16 protein-coding genes are annotated in these 16,190 nt (G+C 60.8%); 9 read left to right on the top strand and 7 right to left on the bottom strand.

Annotated features, from left to right (window positions below):
* Window positions 1-314: 314 nt before the first annotated feature.
* The gene (locus tag CAF74_RS26820; RefSeq protein ID WP_085748347.1) at window positions 315-1,778 is read left to right on the top strand and encodes a glyceraldehyde-3-phosphate dehydrogenase; all 1,464 of its coding nucleotides are present in this window, start codon (window positions 315-317) and stop codon (window positions 1,776-1,778) included.
* A 65-nt stretch (window positions 1,779-1,843) separates the two neighbouring features.
* On the opposite strand, the gene CAF74_RS26825 is transcribed toward CAF74_RS26820, so the two are convergent.
* Window positions 1,844-3,136, bottom strand: a complete 1,293-nt coding sequence (locus tag CAF74_RS26825) for an MFS transporter (protein ID WP_085748348.1) — start codon at window positions 3,134-3,136, stop codon at window positions 1,844-1,846.
* A gap of 53 nt (window positions 3,137-3,189) precedes the next feature.
* Here CAF74_RS26825 and CAF74_RS26830 point away from each other — a divergent pair, with 53 nt between their 5' ends.
* Both CAF74_RS26830 and sthA read left to right on the top strand, forming a co-directional pair.
* Complete coding sequence (locus CAF74_RS26830) at window positions 3,190-4,239, top strand: FAD:protein FMN transferase (protein ID WP_176240517.1); 1,050 nt, start codon at window positions 3,190-3,192, stop codon at window positions 4,237-4,239.
* Window positions 4,240-4,436: 197 nt separating this feature from the next.
* A complete protein-coding gene (gene sthA, locus CAF74_RS26835; RefSeq protein ID WP_007953019.1) occupies window positions 4,437-5,831 on the top strand; it encodes a Si-specific NAD(P)(+) transhydrogenase in 1,395 nt (464 codons plus the stop codon).
* A 42-nt stretch (window positions 5,832-5,873) separates the two neighbouring features.
* Here the strand turns inward: sthA and CAF74_RS26840 are convergent, their stop codons facing one another.
* Window positions 5,874-6,596, bottom strand: a complete 723-nt coding sequence (locus CAF74_RS26840; RefSeq protein ID WP_064381085.1) for a glycerophosphodiester phosphodiesterase family protein — start codon at window positions 6,594-6,596, stop codon at window positions 5,874-5,876.
* Window positions 6,597-6,610: 14 nt separating this feature from the next.
* Window positions 6,611-7,192 carry a PilZ domain-containing protein gene (locus CAF74_RS26845; protein WP_039772787.1) on the bottom strand — a complete coding sequence of 194 codons (582 nt, stop codon included), beginning with the start codon at window positions 7,190-7,192 and terminating at the stop codon, window positions 6,611-6,613.
* Between the two features lie 94 nt (window positions 7,193-7,286).
* Here CAF74_RS26845 and CAF74_RS26850 point away from each other — a divergent pair, with 94 nt between their 5' ends.
* The 3 genes from CAF74_RS26850 (at window position 7,287) to CAF74_RS26860 (ending at window position 10,536) form a co-directional block, all read left to right on the top strand.
* The gene (locus tag CAF74_RS26850) at window positions 7,287-8,537 is read left to right on the top strand and encodes a lipoprotein-releasing ABC transporter permease subunit (protein WP_039772786.1); all 1,251 of its coding nucleotides are present in this window, start codon (window positions 7,287-7,289) and stop codon (window positions 8,535-8,537) included.
* Between the two features lie 7 nt (window positions 8,538-8,544).
* Window positions 8,545-9,228, top strand: a complete 684-nt coding sequence (lolD, locus tag CAF74_RS26855; RefSeq protein ID WP_162831788.1) for a lipoprotein-releasing ABC transporter ATP-binding protein LolD — start codon at window positions 8,545-8,547, stop codon at window positions 9,226-9,228.
* A 63-nt stretch (window positions 9,229-9,291) separates the two neighbouring features.
* Window positions 9,292-10,536, top strand: coding sequence for a lipoprotein-releasing ABC transporter permease subunit (locus CAF74_RS26860; protein WP_011335181.1), 1,245 nt, complete (start codon window positions 9,292-9,294; stop codon window positions 10,534-10,536).
* 119 nt (window positions 10,537-10,655) lie between these two features.
* Here CAF74_RS26860 and CAF74_RS26865 read toward each other — a convergent pair whose 3' ends face one another.
* Window positions 10,656-11,993 (bottom strand): heavy metal sensor histidine kinase, encoded by a 1,338-nt coding sequence (locus tag CAF74_RS26865; protein WP_085748349.1) that lies wholly within the window; start codon window positions 11,991-11,993, stop codon window positions 10,656-10,658.
* Complete coding sequence (locus CAF74_RS26870) at window positions 11,993-12,673, bottom strand: heavy metal response regulator transcription factor (RefSeq protein ID WP_007951608.1); 681 nt, start codon at window positions 12,671-12,673, stop codon at window positions 11,993-11,995. The genes CAF74_RS26865 and CAF74_RS26870 overlap by 1 nt, the downstream gene beginning before the upstream one ends.
* 154 nt (window positions 12,674-12,827) lie before the next feature.
* Between CAF74_RS26870 and CAF74_RS26875 the strand changes: the two genes are divergently transcribed.
* Both CAF74_RS26875 and queF read left to right on the top strand, forming a co-directional pair.
* On the top strand, window positions 12,828-13,361 hold the full coding sequence (locus CAF74_RS26875; RefSeq protein WP_085748350.1) for a plastocyanin/azurin family copper-binding protein: 534 nt from the start codon (window positions 12,828-12,830) through the stop codon (window positions 13,359-13,361).
* Window positions 13,362-13,422: 61 nt separating this feature from the next.
* The gene (gene queF, locus CAF74_RS26880) at window positions 13,423-14,253 is read left to right on the top strand and encodes an NADPH-dependent 7-cyano-7-deazaguanine reductase QueF (RefSeq protein ID WP_085608218.1); all 831 of its coding nucleotides are present in this window, start codon (window positions 13,423-13,425) and stop codon (window positions 14,251-14,253) included.
* A 64-nt stretch (window positions 14,254-14,317) separates the two neighbouring features.
* Here the strand turns inward: queF and CAF74_RS26885 are convergent, their stop codons facing one another.
* On the bottom strand, window positions 14,318-14,581 hold the full coding sequence (locus CAF74_RS26885; protein ID WP_039772780.1) for a DUF4404 family protein: 264 nt from the start codon (window positions 14,579-14,581) through the stop codon (window positions 14,318-14,320).
* A 108-nt stretch (window positions 14,582-14,689) separates the two neighbouring features.
* A complete protein-coding gene (locus CAF74_RS26890) occupies window positions 14,690-15,310 on the bottom strand; it encodes a phosphatase (protein WP_085748351.1) in 621 nt (206 codons plus the stop codon).
* Between the two features lie 186 nt (window positions 15,311-15,496).
* Between CAF74_RS26890 and CAF74_RS26895 the strand changes: the two genes are divergently transcribed.
* Window positions 15,497-16,186, top strand: a complete 690-nt coding sequence (locus tag CAF74_RS26895) for a VacJ family lipoprotein (RefSeq protein ID WP_085748352.1) — start codon at window positions 15,497-15,499, stop codon at window positions 16,184-16,186.
* The last annotated feature ends 4 nt before the right edge of the window (window positions 16,187-16,190 follow it).

The following is a 16,190-nucleotide window of genomic DNA, read 5'->3' on the forward strand; positions in this document are numbered from 1 at the left end:
TAGCGGCGTCCGGTGCCGCCTGTCAGTTGCAGGATGCGTCTATCTGCGCTGTTTCGGAAAAATGTAGTGGTAACCATAAAAACCAGCGCTTTTTTTACGGTTATGTAGTGCCAAATGTTGGTGGTGTTACGGAGGGTTACAGACATCGTCTAACAGTCGTCGAAAAAATGGCTGCGCTGGAAGCCCCGGTTTTACTGGGCTGGCGGGGAGCGTTATTTTTTTTGGACGGATTTTTGTTACCGATTGCGCGACAAGCGCGCATTGCTACAAGAGGTTCTCGGCGGCATAATGTAGCCCCTTTTTTCTGCCCCTACATGTGGAAGGTTACCGTGACTCAGAAGCCCGACCAGTGTCTTGGTGAATGGATCGACCGTGAAGCACTCGCAGAAGCGATGATTCCGCTTATCGGTCAGCTCTACCGCAACAACAACGTGGTGAGCTCGATCTATGGCCGCAGCCTGATCAACCAGTCTGTCATCGCGATTCTCAAAGCTCACCGCTTTGCTCGCCACCGTTCTGCCGACGACAGCGAACTCTCCGTCCACGAAACATTCCCACTGCTCAAGGCCATGAGCGAGCTCAAGCTCGGCGCGGCCTCGGTAGATCTGGGCAAGCTGGCGTACAAATTCCGCAACGAAGGCAACGGCCGTACCGCCGAGCAATTCGTTCGCGAAGAAATGGCTGACGTGGTTGGCCAGCAAAACGCTTCGGCACGCAAAGGCACCGACGTTGTACTGTACGGCTTCGGTCGTATCGGCCGTCTGCTGGCGCGTATCCTGATCGAGAAAACCGGTGGCGGCGACGGCCTGCGTCTGCGTGCCATCGTGGTGCGCAAAGGCGCCGAAAACGACCTGACCAAACGCGCCAGCCTGCTGCGTCGCGATTCGGTACATGGTTCGTTCAACGGCACCATCACCATCGATGAAGAAAACAACACCATCACCGCCAACGGCAACCTGATCCAGGTTATCTACGCGAAGAACCCTACCGAAGTGGATTACACCCAGTACGGCATCAAAGATGCGCTGCTGGTGGACAACACCGGTGTATGGCGTGACGCCGATGGTCTGGGGCAGCACCTGGCGTGCCCGGGTATCGACCGCGTTGTTCTGACCGCGCCTGGCAAAGGCAAGCTGAAGAACATCGTTCACGGTATCAACCACAACGAAATCACTGCTGACGACAAGATCGTGTCCGCCGCTTCCTGCACCACCAACGCCATCGTGCCGGTGCTGAAAGCCGTGAATGACAAGTTCGGCATCATCAACGGTCACGTCGAAACCGTTCACTCGTACACCAACGACCAGAACCTGATCGACAACTTCCACAAGGGCGATCGCCGTGGCCGTAGCGCCGCGCTGAACATGGTGATCACCGAGACCGGTGCTGCCACCGCTGCTGCCAAGGCCCTGCCTGAGCTGGCCGGCAAGCTGACCGGTAACGCGATCCGTGTTCCGACGCCGAACGTGTCGATGGCCATTCTCAACCTGAACCTTGAGAAAGCCGCCTCCCGTGAAGAGATGAACGAGTACCTGCGCTACATGGCGCTGCACTCCGATCTGCACAAGCAAATCGACTTCGTCAACTCGCAGGAAGTGGTTTCGACCGACTTCGTGGGCTCGCGCCACGCCGGTGTGGTCGATGCTGAAGCGACCATCGTTCAAGACAACCGCGTTGTTCTGTACGTCTGGTACGACAACGAGTTCGGCTACAGCTGCCAGGTGATCCGCGTGATGGAAGACATGGCCGGTGTAAACCCGCCAGCGTTCCCGCGCTAAGCTTTAGCTGCAAATGAAAACGCCCCGACTTAGGTCGGGGCGTTTTTGTTTGTGCGCGATTTGTCTCAGCGGGGGATGGCGGCTTGTGCCGTTCGCAGTTCGTGCCTGTTGCCACGGAACAGCACCAGCGTAGCGATCAGGCCCAATACGGCTGCGCCACTGAGCCAGATCCCCGGTGCCGCCTTGTTGTCCAGCACATGGATCAGGTAAGTGCAGGCCGCCGGCGTAAAGCCACCGAAGGTTGCGGTCGCCAGGCTGTAGGCCAGCGAGAAACCGGTCGTACGAACTTCCACCGGCATGATCTCGGTGAGGGCAACCACCATCGCCCCGTTGTACGAGCCGTACAGGAACGACAGCCACAACTCGACGATCAGCAAGTGACTGAAGCTCGGGTTCGCCACCAGCCACGACAACGCCGGATAAGCGGTCAGGATCGCCAGAATCGTCGCCGCCAGCAGTAGGGGTTTACGCCCGACCTTGTCGGACACCGCGCCCATCACCGGCAGCCAGAAGAAGTTCGACAGGCCGATGCACACAGTCACTAGAAGCGCATCGAAGTCCGACAGGTGCAATTCCGCCTTGCCGAAGGTCGGTGTGTAGGCAGTGATCAGGTAGAACGACACCGTCGTCATGACCACCAGCGCCATGCCGGCGATGACGATGCCAAAGTTCTGACCGATCGAACGGACGATTTCCTGCAGGGTTGGGCGATGTTTACGCGCCTGGAACTCCGGGGTTTCCTCCAGCGAGCGGCGGATGACAAAAATCACCGGGACGATCATGCAGCCGATCAGGAATGGCACGCGCCAGCCCCATTCGCCCATCTGTTCCGGGCTCAGCCAGTGGTTGAGGCCGACACCGAGCAGCCCGGCGAATACCACCGCCGCTTGCTGGCTGGCTGACTGCCAACTGACGAAAAAGCCCTTGCGGCCCGGCGTGGCGATTTCCGCCAGATACACCGACACACCGCCCAATTCCACGCCGGCCGAGAAGCCTTGCAGCAATCGGCCGAACAGCACGATCAACGGCGCGGCAACCCCAAGGGTGGCGTAGCCCGGCACGCAGGCAATCAGCACGGTGCCGGCCGCCATCATGGCCAGCGTGATGATCAGGCCCTGGCGGCGGCCGTGACGGTCGATGTAGGCGCCGAGAAAAATCGCCCCCAACGGACGCATCAGGAAGCCGGCGCCGAAAGTGGCCAGGGAAAGCATCAGGGACGCGAAGGCGCTGTCGGTGGGAAAGAAGGTCTTGGCAATGGCCGTGGCGTAGAAGCCGTAGACCATGAAGTCGAACATCTCGAGAAAGTTGCCGCTGACAACGCGAAAAATCGCCTTGCCTTTGCCGGTCGTGGAGGACATGGGTAGGTACTCACTCTAAATCTTGTAAGAAAGCGTTGCGCTCGTAGCCCATAATGGCCGGCGCGGTTTTGCGGGGAGATGAAGAATTGTTAACTGGACGGTGGGGGATTCTCGTGCTGCTGACCGGCTTTTTGTCCGGCTGCGGCAACGGCGATTCTCTGGAGACTTTCGGCGGCCCGACGATGGGCAGCACCTATTCGATCAAGTACGTGCGCCACGCCAATCTGCCTGCCCCGCAGGAGGTGCGTGTCGAAGTGGAAAAAATCCTCGCGGACGTCGACCGGCAGATGTCGACTTATCGCGCAGACTCCGACATCTCGCGCTTCAATGCATTGCCGGCTGATCGCTGTCAGATCATGCCCGCACCGATCCTTGAATTGATCCGCGTGGGCGAGCAGCTGTCGCAACAAAGCGAAGGCTCCTACGACCTCACGGTTGAGCCGCTGATGAATCTATGGGGATTCGGCCCGCAAGGGCGTGAAGAAAAAGTCCCGGATGCGGCGGCGCTGGCCGAAGTGCGGCAGCGGGTCGGCCATCAGCACCTGCGCATCGACGGCGATCGCTTGTGCAAGGACGCGGCGGTCGAGGTGGATTTCAACAGCATCGCCGCCGGTTACGCGGTCGACACCATTGCCACGCGGCTCGAGGCCCTGGGCATTCATGATTACCTTGCGGAAGCCACCGGCGAGCTCAAGGCGTCCGGCAAAAAGCTTGATGGTTCGCCATGGCGTATCGCTCTGGAAGAACCGCGTGACGATCAGCAGGTGGCAGAGCGCGTCATCAATGTCGATGGCTATGGCCTGTCCACGTCCGGCGACTACCGCAACTATTTTCAGCAAGATGGCCGGCGCTATTCCCACACCTTCGATGCCCGGACCGGTGCGCCCGTCCTACACGATCTGGCGTCGGTCACGGTAATTCATCCTTCAGCGCTGATGGCCGATGGACTATCGACGCTGTTGCTGATTCTCGGGCCTGAAAGGGCCTGGGACTATGCGGAAAAACACGACATTGGTGCATTCTTTGTGATTCGTGCCGATACAGGTTTCGTCACACGCACCAGTCACGCTTTCGAACGGCTCAGTGGCGCAAAAGTTGACTGAGAACAGTACGAAAGCTGGCGTTGTAGTGCAGGCAAAAGTAGCCTACGACGCGACCAAGGGTTAATGTGCGCGGCGTTGACGCTTCTATAGACTGTGTCCGGGTTTTCTACTGGCCCCCAATTGTTCCTTCGCGCCGTCGTTCGGCGTGATTTAGCCGCCGGTGCTGCTGGCACCGCGGCCTGTTCTGAGGAGTACGCATGGCTGTCTACAACTACGACGTGGTGGTGCTGGGTTCCGGCCCGGCGGGAGAAGGCGCGGCAATGAACGCCGCCAAAGCAGGGCGCAAGGTGGCGATGGTCGACAGCCGTCGCCAGGTCGGCGGCAACTGCACCCACCTGGGCACCATCCCGTCCAAGGCCCTGCGTCACTCGGTGCGGCAGATCATGCAGTTCAACACCAACCCGATGTTCCGTGCGATCGGCGAGCCACGCTGGTTCTCCTTTCCGGACGTGTTGAAAAGCGCCGAGAAAGTCATTTCCAAACAAGTCGCTTCGCGTACCGGCTACTACGCCCGTAACCGCGTCGACGTGTTCTTCGGTACCGGCAGCTTCGCCGACGAGCAAACCATCGAAGTGGTCTGCGCCAACGGCGTGGTCGAGAAGCTGGTGGCCAAGCACATCATCATCGCCACCGGTTCGCGTCCTTATCGCCCGGCGGACATCGATTTCCACCACCCGCGTATCTACGATAGCGACACCATCCTCAGCCTCGGCCACACCCCGCGCAAACTGATCGTTTACGGCGCCGGCGTGATCGGCTGTGAATACGCTTCGATCTTCAGCGGTCTGGGCGTGCTGGTCGAGCTGGTCGACAACCGCGGTCAATTGCTGAGCTTTCTCGACTCGGAAATCTCCCAGGCGTTGAGCTACCACTTCAGCAACAACAACATCACCGTGCGTCACAACGAAGAGTATGACCGCGTCGAAGGCGTGGACAACGGCGTGATCCTGCACCTGAAGTCCGGCAAGAAGATCAAGGCCGATGCCTTGCTCTGGTGCAACGGTCGTACCGGTAACACCGACCAGTTGGGTCTGGAAAACATCGGGGTCAAGGTCAACAGCCGTGGCCAGATCGAAGTCGACGAGAACTACCGCACCTGCGTGCAGAACATCTACGGCGCCGGTGACGTGATCGGCTGGCCGAGCCTGGCCAGTGCCGCCCACGACCAGGGTCGTTCGGCCGCTGGCAGCATCGTGGACAATGGCAGCTGGCGTTTCGTGAATGACGTGCCGACCGGCATCTACACCATTCCGGAGATCAGTTCGATCGGCAAGAACGAGCAGGAACTGACCCAGGCCAAGGTGCCGTACGAAGTGGGCAAGGCGTTCTTCAAGAGCATGGCGCGTGCACAGATCGCCGGCGAGCCGCAAGGCATGCTGAAGATCCTGTTCCACCGTGAAACCCTGGAAGTGCTGGGCGTTCACTGCTTCGGTTATCAGGCGTCGGAGATCGTGCACATCGGTCAGGCGATCATGAACCAGCCGGGCGAACTGAACACCCTGAAGTACTTCGTCAACACGACGTTCAACTACCCGACCATGGCCGAAGCCTATCGGGTAGCGGCGTACGACGGCCTCAACCGGCTTTTTTGACGGGCTCCGGCCGGTGGCCTGAGCCGGCCGGGGAGACCGATTTCAGCCATTCCCGAGGGTGGCAGTGGCCAAACCGGGAAAGTCTGTAATCAGGCTGTCAACGCCGAAGTCGGCGAGTCTGCGCATCAGCGCAGGCTCGTTGACGGTCCACACCGACACATGCAGTCCCTGACGCTGCGCCTTTTGCAGGCGTTCCGGCGTACACAGCGTCCAGTTCAACGCCAGAATCTCGCAACCGTAACTTTGCGCGACCTTCAATGGGTCGAGCCAGGCATATTCGGCCACCAGGCCGCGTGACACGTCGGGCACCAGATCCAGCGCAGCCTTCAATACTTCCCGCGAACTCGAGGTGATTGTCACCTTGTCGAGCAGCCCGTGTCTGACCGCCATTTCACGGATCGCCAGCACGGTGGTCGCGGCGCGGGTGCGCGAAGCGCTTTTGACTTCCAGCTGCCAGTGCTCGAAATCACACTTTTCGAACAGTTCTTCCAGCGTCGGAATCGGGCACGGCTTGATCCAGCCCGGACCGCCCTTGCGCGCATCGTAGGTCACCAGCTCGGCGGCGGTGTGCTCGACTACCTTGCCGCGCCGGTCGGTGGTGCGCTTGAGGGTCGGGTCGTGGATGACCATCAGCTCGCCGTCCTTGGACAGGTGCAGGTCCAGCTCGCAGCGGCGCACGCCGTGCTTGAGACATTCCTGAAAGCTGCTCAGGGTGTTTTCCGGTGCTTCGCCCTTGGCGCCGCGGTGGCCGTAGATGAGGGTCACGGTTCTTCCTTAATTTAGATGCCTGATTCGTTCTGTTCGCGGGCCAGACGTCGTTCCTGGGCCTGCTTCTGCAAGATATAGCGGGCGAGCAACTGGCGCTGGGCGTCGGTCAGGTGTTCGAACTCGGTGCCGACGTCGTACCCGTCGCCCTTGCGGTCGCAATGGGTCACGCGAGCGCGCAGCAACAGGCCAAGCGCCTGGGGCATCAGCACCAGTTTCACCGACAGGTGGGCGCCGGTGGCGATTGGGGTCGGGTGCTGAAAGTCGATGCCACCCTCGGAGATGATCACCGGTTGCGGCTCGCCGATATGGCCGAGCACGGTCAGGGCGACCACCTGGCTGAGCAGGTCGATGCGTTTGTTCTGGGATTTCAGGAACGCCGCGATGGCGCGGTCGCGTTCACTGATCTGGCGCAGCAGGTGCTGCGACTCGAATTCGCTCAGGTGCAATTCGCTGAGCAGGTTGAACAGTGGAGAAGCATCCTGCAACACTTCCTGGCCTGCGGCTTCGGGAGCGGACAGGGGCCGAATTTCCAGTGCGATCGTGTCCTCGATACGGTAGTATTCGCGGCGATCTTCTTCATCTAATGTCGACATGGCGAACCCATGGTAGCGGCGGTGGTCTGAGTGTAAAGCTGGTTATCGACCCCCGCCACAAGGACGTTCCTTTTCCCTCCGAACAAGCCCCGACATGTTCAGACCTCTCTTCGTATTTATCGGCACGCGTTATACCCGTGCAAAGCGTCGCAATCATTTTGTGTCATTCATTTCCCTGACTTCGATGATCGGGCTCGCCCTTGGCGTGGTCGTGATGATCGTGGTGCTGTCGGTGATGAACGGCTTCGATCATGAGATGCGCACCCGCGTGCTGGGCATGGTGCCCCACGCGACCATCGAGTCCGGTGAAGCCATCAACGACTGGCCGAGCCTGGCCGCCAAGGTCAAGCAGAACCCGCAGGTGGCGGCCGTCGCGCCGTTCACCCAGATGCAGGGGTTGCTGACCAACAACGGCCAGGTGTCCAAGGTGTTGCTCAATGCCATCGACCCGGCGCTGGAGCGCAACGTCTCGATCATCGACAACTTCATGAAGCAGGGCAAACTCGACGATCTGACGCCGGGCAGCTTCGGCATCGTGATCGGCGACAAGGCCGCGACCAAGCTCGGCGTGGGCCTCGGTGACAAGATCACCTTCGTCGCGCCGGAGGTCAGCGTGACCCCGGCCGGGATGTTCCCGCGCATGAAGCGCTTCACCGTGGTCGGCATCTTCCATGTCGGCGCCGGTGAGCTGGACGGCTACCTGGGCGTCACCAACCTGCAGGATCTGGCGAAGATGCACCGCTGGAAGCCTGATCAGGTACAGGGCCTGCGCCTGAAGTTCGACGATCTGTTCCAGGCGCCGCGTGAGGCGTGGAACATCGCCCAACGCCTCGGCGAAGACCGTTACTACGCCCGCGACTGGACCCGTACCCACGGCAATCTGTATCAGGCGATCCGCATGGAAAAAGCCATGATTGGCCTGCTGTTGCTGCTGATCGTCGCCGTGGCCGCGTTCAACATCATTTCCACGCTGGTGATGGTGGTGAACGACAAGAAGGGCGACATCGCCATTCTGCGCACACTGGGCGCCACACCGGGCACGATCATGCGCACGTTCATGGTGCAGGGCACGGTGATCGGCGTGGTCGGCACGGCCATCGGCGCCGTGGTCGGGATCTTCGCCGCGCTCAACGTCAGCGCCGCGATTTCGGCCCTCGAAGGCGTGATCGGACACAAATTCCTCAACGCCGACGTGTATTTCATCGATTACCTGCCGTCGCAGGTGCAGAGCCAGGACGTGGTCATGGTCTGCGCCGCTGCGTTGGTCCTGAGTTTCCTCGCCACCCTGTATCCAGCCTGGCGTGCCGCGCGCACCCAGCCGGCGGAGGCGCTACGTTATGAGTGAGTCGGGCATGAGTGAAAAAGCAATCTTGAGCTGCCGCAACCTGGGCAAATCCTACGAGGAAGGCCCGGAGTCGGTGGAAGTGCTGGCCAACCTGCAACTGGAACTGCATCCGGGTGAGCGGGTGGCGATCGTCGGCAAGTCCGGTTCGGGCAAAAGTACCTTGCTCAACCTGCTGGGCGGTCTCGACACGCCGACCAAGGGCGGTGTCTGGCTCGACGGTGAAGAACTGTCGGCGCTGAGCGAAAAAAAGCGTGGCCTGCTGCGTAACCGTGCCCTCGGCTTCGTGTACCAGTTCCACCACTTGCTGCCGGAATTCACCGCGCTGGAAAACGTCTGCATGCCGCTGCTGATCGGCAAGACCGCTATCCCGGAAGCGCGTCAGCGTGCGACGGCGTTGCTGGAGCGGGTCGGTCTGGGCCATCGCCTGGAGCACAAACCGGCGGAACTGTCCGGTGGCGAACGCCAGCGTGTGGCCATCGCCCGTGCGCTGGTCAACAATCCAGGCCTGGTGATGCTCGACGAGCCGACCGGCAACCTCGACTCCCACACCGCCGAAGGCATTCAGGATCTGATGCTGGAACTCAGCACTTCGATGCGCACGGCGTTTCTGGTGGTGACTCACGACATGAACCTGGCTCGCCAGATGGACCGCGTCCTGCAACTGCAGGAAGGTTGCCTGACCCCCATCTGACGGCTTGAAACCCGATGCCTGAAAAGGCGTCGGGTCTTTTATTTTTATACGGTGCCCCAGCGAATGTTCAGACCGTTATCGATCTTTATCGGCACGCGCTATACCCGCGCCAAGCGCCGCAATCGCTTTGTTTCGTTCATATCGATGACCTCGATGATCGGCCTCGCCCTCGGCGTGCTGGCGATGATCGTGGTGCTGTCGGTGATGAACGGCTTCCAGCGCGAAATGAGCTCGCGCATCCTCGGCATGGTGCCTCACGCGACCATCGTCGGCGTCAAGCCGATCGACGACTGGCAGCCAGTCGCCGCCGCCGCGATGAAGAATCCGGAAGTGACGGCCGCCGTGCCGTTCACGGAGATGGAAGGCATGCTGTCCTACAAAGGCATGATGCAGCCGATCCAGATCAGCGGCGTCGACCCGGCTCAGGAAGGCAAGGTGTCGATCGTTGCCCAGCACATTGTTCAGGGCCGTCTCGATGCCTTGAAGCCTGGTGAATTCGGCGTAGTGCTGGGTGAAATCACTGCCCGGCGTTTCCGCCTCAACGTCGGCGACAAGATTACCCTGATCGTGCCGGAAGTCAGCACCGCACCGGGCGGCATCACCCCGCGCATGCAGCGTCTGAACGTGGTCGGCGTGTTCAAGGTCGGTGCCGAACTCGACGGTTCCATGGGCCTGATCCACGTCTCCGACGCCGCGACCATGCAGCACTGGGAGCCGAATCAGGTGCAGAGCGTGCGTCTGGCGGTGAAGGATCTGTACGCCGCGCCGAAGGTTTCGTCGGACATCGCCAGCGGCCTCGGCGCCGACTTCAAGGCTGACGACTGGACCCACACCCAGGGCAGCCTGTTCAGCGCGATGAAGATGGAAAAAACCATGATCGGCCTGTTGCTGCTGATGATCGTCGCGGTGGCGGCGTTCAACATCATCGCGACCCTGATCATGGTGGTGAACGACAAGGGCGCGGACATCGCGATCCTGCGTACTATCGGCGCCACGCCACGACAGATCATGGCGATCTTCATGGTGCAGGGCACGGTGATCGGGATCGTCGGCACCATCATCGGCGGCGTGCTGGGCGTGATTGCCGCGCTGAATGTCAGTGAGATGGTGGGCTGGGTCGAGCGAGTGACCGGGCAGCACATCTTCAGTTCGGACGTTTATTTCGTCAGCAACCTGCCATCGGAATTGCAGGGCGGCGACGTGCTGCTGATCTGCTCGGCGGGCTTCATCCTCAGCTTCCTGGCCACGGTTTACCCGGCGTGGCGAGCGGCGAAGATCGAACCGGCGCACGCGTTGCGCTATTCGTAAGTTCACGCGATGCTCGTTCCCACGCTCCGCGTGGGAATGCATCAACGGACGCTCCGCGTTCGGCTCTTAAGGGGCGCAGAGCGCCCCGGGCTGCATTCCCACGCAGAGCGTGGGAACGATCAGCTTCGAGGCAACTCAATCACAAACCGCGTCCAGCCCTGAGCCGATTCGCAATGAATCTGCCCGCCATGGGCCCGGATGATCGACTGAGTAATCGCCAGCCCCAATCCCGCATGCTCGCTGCTGCCTTCCTGGCGCACCGGATCCGCCCGGTAGAAGCGGTCGAACAAGCGCGGCAGCAACTCAGCAGAAATCCCTTCGCCACTGTTCTCCACGGTCACCCTCAAGGACTTTGCCTGCTCGGTTACCCGCACGCGCAGCTCGCCATTAGCAGGGGTAAAGCGCAACGCGTTATCCAGCAGGTTCGACAGCGCCCGGCGCAACATCGCGCGATCACCCGCAAACCGCCCATAACCGTCACGGCTCAGGCTGACCTGAGCGTCTTCGGCCAGCGGCGCAAAAAACTCCAGCAACGCATCGGCTTCTTCCGCCAGCTCCAGCGGTTCACGCTTGGGCACCAGCAAGCCGTGGTCGGCCTTGGCCAGATAAAGCATGTCGTTGACCAGTTGCGCCATCCATTGCAGCTCTTCCAGGTTGCTGTGCAGCGCTTCGCGATAGTCTTCGAGGGGGCGAGGGCGGGTGAGAGTGACCTGCGTGTGGGTCAGCAGGTTCGACAATGGGGTGCGCAGCTCATGGGCGATGTCGGCGGAGAACGCTGACAGTCGCTGAAAGGAGTCATCGAGGCGTCCGAGCATGGCGTTGAAGCTGTGGGCCAGTTCCGCGAGTTCTGCGGGCATCCGGGATTCCGGCAATCGGGCATTCAGCGATTGCGCCGAAATCCCACGGGCCACCGCACTCATGCGGCGTAACGGGCGAAGACCGCTGCGGGCCGCCCAGGCGCCGAGCAGCGCAGTAGCCAGCGCCGACAGGCCGACGGTCAGCCAGATCAGATGCTGCATGCGTTGCAGAAAGTGTTGGTGGTGGGTGATGTCAAGCAGCAAGGTCAATTGCGGGGAATCCGGTTTTTCCGGTTCAAGCGCGGCGTTGAGCAGGCGATAGTCGGTGCCGTTGTCGCTGATGGTGGCCAGACCGGGTTGCTGCGGCAGATTCGCCGGCGTATGCAACGAACGGCCGAACCAGCGTTGTCCCTCAGGGCTGCTGATGCGCAGCGAGACATCGCCCTGTTGGCTCAACTCATCGGTGATGTGCGCGGCGTCGCTACCACTCAGCAGTGTCTGACGTACGCTGAGCAGTTTTCCTTCGAGCAGTTGCTGGTCGAGCTCGATGAAGTGACCCTCGCTGGCCCGATTGAAAACGACCCCGGCGACCAGCGAAACCACGGCGGTGCAGCCGGCGAACAAAAGCGCCAGCCGACCGCTCAAGGACAGTCGGCGCATCAGTCGGCACGCTCTTCAAGGACGTAACCCATGCCGCGTACGGTGTGAATCAGCTTGTGGGGGAAGTCGTCATCAATCTTCAGACGCAGTCGACGAATCGCCACTTCGATCACATTGGTGTCGCTGTCGAAGTTCATGTCCCAGACCTGCGAGGCGATCAGCGATTTGGGCAGCACTTCGCCCTGGCGGCGCAAAAGCATTTCCAGCAGAGCGAACTCTTTGGCGGTGAGGTCGATGCGTTGACCGCTGCGTTCGACCCGGCGGCGGATCAGGTCCAGGCTCAGATCGGCCAGGCGCAGACTGGTTTCCTGGGGCGTGGAACTGCCGCGGCGCAACAGGCTGCGCACCCGCGCCAGCAATTCGGAGAAGGCGAACGGTTTGACCAGGTAGTCGTCGGCGCCCAGTTCGAGGCCGTGAACCCGGTCTTCAACGGTGTCCTTGGCGGTCAAAAACAGGATCGGCGTTTCCAGGCCTGCGCTGCGCACCGCTTGCAGGATCTGCCAGCCATTGCGACCGGGCAGCATCACGTCGAGGATCAGCAGCGCATAGTCGCCGCTCAACGCCAATTGCTGGCCGGTGGTGCCGTCGGCCACCAGTTCGGTGTTGAAACCGGCCTCGGTCAGGCCCTGGCGCAGGTACTGGCCGGTTTTGGGTTGGTCTTCGACGATCAGCAGTTTCATGGGCGGCTCGGGTAGCGGGAACGAGGACGTTATACCGTGGGCAAACGCGGTGAGCGCCAACCTGACAAAGTTGTAATCTGCCTGTCAGGTCGCTGCCAGAGCAGGCGGGCTAGAGTTTCCCACAGGCTGAACCTTGATTTGTTGGAGTACGACTATGTTTTTGCGCAATCGTCTGGCCCTTGCCGCGTGTCTGCTGGCGCTGAGTTCGCCGCTGTGGGCATCGCCGGCGCACACTTATGAATTCGGCCAACCGGCCCCGGCGGCCAAGGCCACCCGCAGCATTGAAGTGGTGATGGGCGACATGAGCTTCGATCCGAAGGCGATCGAGATCAAGGCCGGTGAGACCGTTCGTTTTGTGCTGGTGAATAAAGGCCAGTTGCTGCACGAATTCAACCTCGGCGACGCAGCGATGCATGCCAAACACCAGCAGGAAATGTTGCAGATGCAGCAAAGCGGCATGCTGACGCCGACCGGCATGAAGGAAATGTCCCACGACATGGCGGGCATGGATCACGGCTCGATGGGCCATGGCATGAAGCACGACGACCCCAACAGCGTGCTGGTGGAACCGGGCAAGACCGCCGAGCTGACCTGGACCTTCAGCAAAGCGGTGAACCTGGAATTTGCCTGCAACATTCCCGGCCACTACCAGGCCGGAATGGTCGGCAAACTGACTGTCAGTCAGTAAGCACTCAAAGGCGGGAGCAAAGGCTGGTAGAATCCGCTGATTCTTCAGTCAGGTTTCCGCCATGCATCCCGCAGCCGAACATTCGCCGCTGGGCAAATCCAGCGAATACATCGCCACGTACACGCCGTCATTGCTGTTCCCGATCCCGCGCACCGCGAAATGGGCCGAGCTGGGCCTGACCGCCGAAACCCTGCCGTACAAAGGCGTGGATTTCTGGAACTGCTTCGAGCTGTCGTGGCTGCTGCCGTCGGGCAAACCGGTGGTGGCGATCGGTGAATTCAGCATTCCGGCGGACTCGCCGAACATCATCGAATCCAAGTCGTTCAAGCTGTACCTGAACTCGCTGAACCAGACGCCGTTCGCCGACATCGCGAGCCTTGAAGCGACGCTGGTCAAGGACTTGTCTGCCGCTGCCGGCAAACCGGTGGGCGTGCGGGTTCGCAGCCTGAAAGACGTCGAAGCCGAAGGCGTTGTCGCGCTGCCGGGTGTGTGCATCGACGATCTGGATATCAGCGTCAGCAACTACGAACACCCGCGTCCTGAACTGCTGCGCTGCGACGATTCGCGCGTGGTGGAGGAGAGCGTGCACAGTCATCTGCTCAAATCCAACTGCCCGGTGACCAGCCAGCCCGACTGGGGCAGCGTGGTGGTGGAATACCGTGGCGCGGCGCTGGATCACGCCAGCCTGCTGGAATACATCGTCAGCTTCCGTCAGCACTCGGACTTCCACGAGCAGTGCGTGGAGCGGATCTTCCTTGATCTGCAGCGCCTGCTGAAACCGGAAAAACTCACGGTGTTTGCGCGTTATGTGCGCCGGGGCGGGCTGGACATCAACCCGTACCGCAGCACTGAAAGCGTGCAACTGCCGAACCACCGTCTGGTTCGTCAGTAACCCGCCTCGCGGACATGAAAAAGCCCTGCCAGTGATGGCAGGGCTTTTTTGCATTCGCGGGGTCTCAGATGCCCATGCTGACCAGGGAATTCATGATGTTGCGCAGTGTGCCGGCGATGGTGGGGTGATCAACTTCAAAGCGCTCAACGGCCAGGTTTACGCCATCGGCAATGTTGGAGTCCTTGGTTTTGGTTTCCAGTTCAAGTTCCAGTTCGATCTGTTCCATCAGGGCATGTAGATCAGCGCGCTCGGCTTCGGTCAGCGGAGGATTTTGATCCAGTTGCTCGCGCAGGGCATTGAGCTGTTTTTGCAGTTCTTGAGCGGGCATGGTTGTTTCCTTTTATCGAGAGGCACTGGCATAGACCGCAGCCGTGCGCCAAAGGTCTATGGCTCTCCTTAAGACTAATCCACTCTGGGCCAACCTGCATGATCCCGGTCAGGGCTTTTCGCCTTTGAGACGGCGCAGGCTGATGTCCGCCAGACAAGTGTCGAGTTCGCCCAGATGATCGATCACCGAGTGCACGCCGAGGCCGAACAGCTGCACCGTCGCCTTGCCGCGCAGCTGTTCGCGCTCCTTCTGGCTCAGGGCTTGCCATTCGCCCGGCGCCAGGCCGCACAGCGAGCCGCACGACGCCAGGCCAATGGTCCAAAGCCCCGCGTTTAGACCCGATTGCAGCAGGCGCGGTTCGCCGCTGACCAGCACGCAACCGTCGAGGCGATCGACATTCAAGCCCATCAACGCTTGCCAGCAGGCATTGGGCGCCGGCCACGGATTGATTGTTGCCGAATGTTGCGACGGTTTGATCCAGTCAGGCAGCGCCGATGACAGGACTTGAGTGCAGGCCGTCGACAGTTCATCGAGCCAGGCACAGGGGATTTGCTGGCGTTGCAGGCTGCTCAGGCTGTCGAGGGCGCCGGGTGTGACGTCGGCGTGTTCCGGGCCGACGCTGGTGTGATGACGGGCGCGGGCGCCGAAGTCCACCAGACAGCCGCTGAGTCCGAACAGCACGGCGGTCAGCGTCGGTGCCGCGAGGGGCAAGGCTTCGGCTTGAGGCATGGAAAACGTCCCTGAAATAGCGATCAGGCTAGGCAATGTCGGTGACAATTGCATGACAGGCCAATGACGAAGCGTCCTACAGTGGGTTTCACCGGGGGAACTGCCTAAAGCGCCGTTTCCGTCTTATACTGACGCACTAATCGCCGCGGCCCAGGTGCTGCGTCCGTACTATCCAAGGAGTTTTCTATGCGCTGGAGCCATCCTCTTGCTCAGCTTTGTGTATGTGCCAGCGTGACGCTGGTGCCGTTCGCCGCTCAGGCTGCAACGGAAGAAGACCCTTGGGAAAGCGTCAACCGTCCGATCTTCCAGTTCAACGATTTCGTCGACACCTATGCGCTGAAGCCTCTGGCGCAGGGGTACGAATTTGTTACTCCGCAATTCCTGGAAGACGGCATCCACAACATGTTCCGCAACGTCGGTGATGTCACCAACCTGGCGAACAACATTCTTCAGGCCAAACCGGCCGCCGCTGGCGTCGACACCGCTCGCCTGATCTTCAACACCACTTTCGGCCTGCTCGGTTTCTTCGATGTCGGCACCAAAATGGGCCTGAACCGCAGCGACGAAGACTTCGGCCAGACCCTCGGCTATTGGGGCGTCGGCAGCGGCCCTTACGTGATGCTGCCGCTGATGGGCCCGAGCACCCTGCGCGACGCGCCGTCCAAGTACGTCGACAGCTTCACCGGCCCGTACCGCTACATCAACGATGTGCCGGTGCGTAACTCGATTTTCGGCCTGAACATCGTCGACACCCGCGCCAGCCTGCTGTCGAGCGAGAAGCTGATCAGCGGCGACAAGTACACCTTCATCCGCAACGCCTACCTGCAGAACCGCGAGTTCAAGGTCAAGGACGGGCAGGTCGAAGACGATTTCTGATCTC

Source organism: Pseudomonas sp. R45(2017), assembly GCF_002112305.1.
Classification (GTDB): domain Bacteria; phylum Pseudomonadota; class Gammaproteobacteria; order Pseudomonadales; family Pseudomonadaceae; genus Aquipseudomonas; species Aquipseudomonas paraglycinae.

What these genes read in the sequence shown, in the direction of transcription:
- CAF74_RS26820 (WP_085748347.1), top strand. Translation starts at nt 315, where the DNA reads ATGTGGAAGGTTACCGTGACTCAGAAGCCCGACCAGTGTCTTGGTGAA.
- CAF74_RS26825 (WP_085748348.1), bottom strand. Translation starts at nt 3,136, where the DNA reads ATGTCCTCCACGACCGGCAAAGGCAAGGCGATTTTTCGCGTTGTCAGC.
- CAF74_RS26830 (WP_176240517.1), top strand. Translation starts at nt 3,190, where the DNA reads ATGGCCGGCGCGGTTTTGCGGGGAGATGAAGAATTGTTAACTGGACGG.
- sthA (WP_007953019.1), top strand. Translation starts at nt 4,437, where the DNA reads ATGGCTGTCTACAACTACGACGTGGTGGTGCTGGGTTCCGGCCCGGCG.
- CAF74_RS26845 (WP_039772787.1), bottom strand. Translation starts at nt 7,192, where the DNA reads ATGTCGACATTAGATGAAGAAGATCGCCGCGAATACTACCGTATCGAG.
- CAF74_RS26850 (WP_039772786.1), top strand. Translation starts at nt 7,287, where the DNA reads ATGTTCAGACCTCTCTTCGTATTTATCGGCACGCGTTATACCCGTGCA.
- lolD (WP_162831788.1), top strand. Translation starts at nt 8,545, where the DNA reads ATGAGTGAAAAAGCAATCTTGAGCTGCCGCAACCTGGGCAAATCCTAC.
- CAF74_RS26860 (WP_011335181.1), top strand. Translation starts at nt 9,292, where the DNA reads ATGTTCAGACCGTTATCGATCTTTATCGGCACGCGCTATACCCGCGCC.
- CAF74_RS26865 (WP_085748349.1), bottom strand. Translation starts at nt 11,993, where the DNA reads ATGCGCCGACTGTCCTTGAGCGGTCGGCTGGCGCTTTTGTTCGCCGGC.
- CAF74_RS26870 (WP_007951608.1), bottom strand. Translation starts at nt 12,673, where the DNA reads ATGAAACTGCTGATCGTCGAAGACCAACCCAAAACCGGCCAGTACCTG.
- CAF74_RS26875 (WP_085748350.1), top strand. Translation starts at nt 12,828, where the DNA reads ATGTTTTTGCGCAATCGTCTGGCCCTTGCCGCGTGTCTGCTGGCGCTG.
- queF (WP_085608218.1), top strand. Translation starts at nt 13,423, where the DNA reads ATGCATCCCGCAGCCGAACATTCGCCGCTGGGCAAATCCAGCGAATAC.
- CAF74_RS26885 (WP_039772780.1), bottom strand. Translation starts at nt 14,581, where the DNA reads ATGCCCGCTCAAGAACTGCAAAAACAGCTCAATGCCCTGCGCGAGCAA.
- CAF74_RS26890 (WP_085748351.1), bottom strand. Translation starts at nt 15,310, where the DNA reads ATGCCTCAAGCCGAAGCCTTGCCCCTCGCGGCACCGACGCTGACCGCC.
- CAF74_RS26895 (WP_085748352.1), top strand. Translation starts at nt 15,497, where the DNA reads ATGCGCTGGAGCCATCCTCTTGCTCAGCTTTGTGTATGTGCCAGCGTG.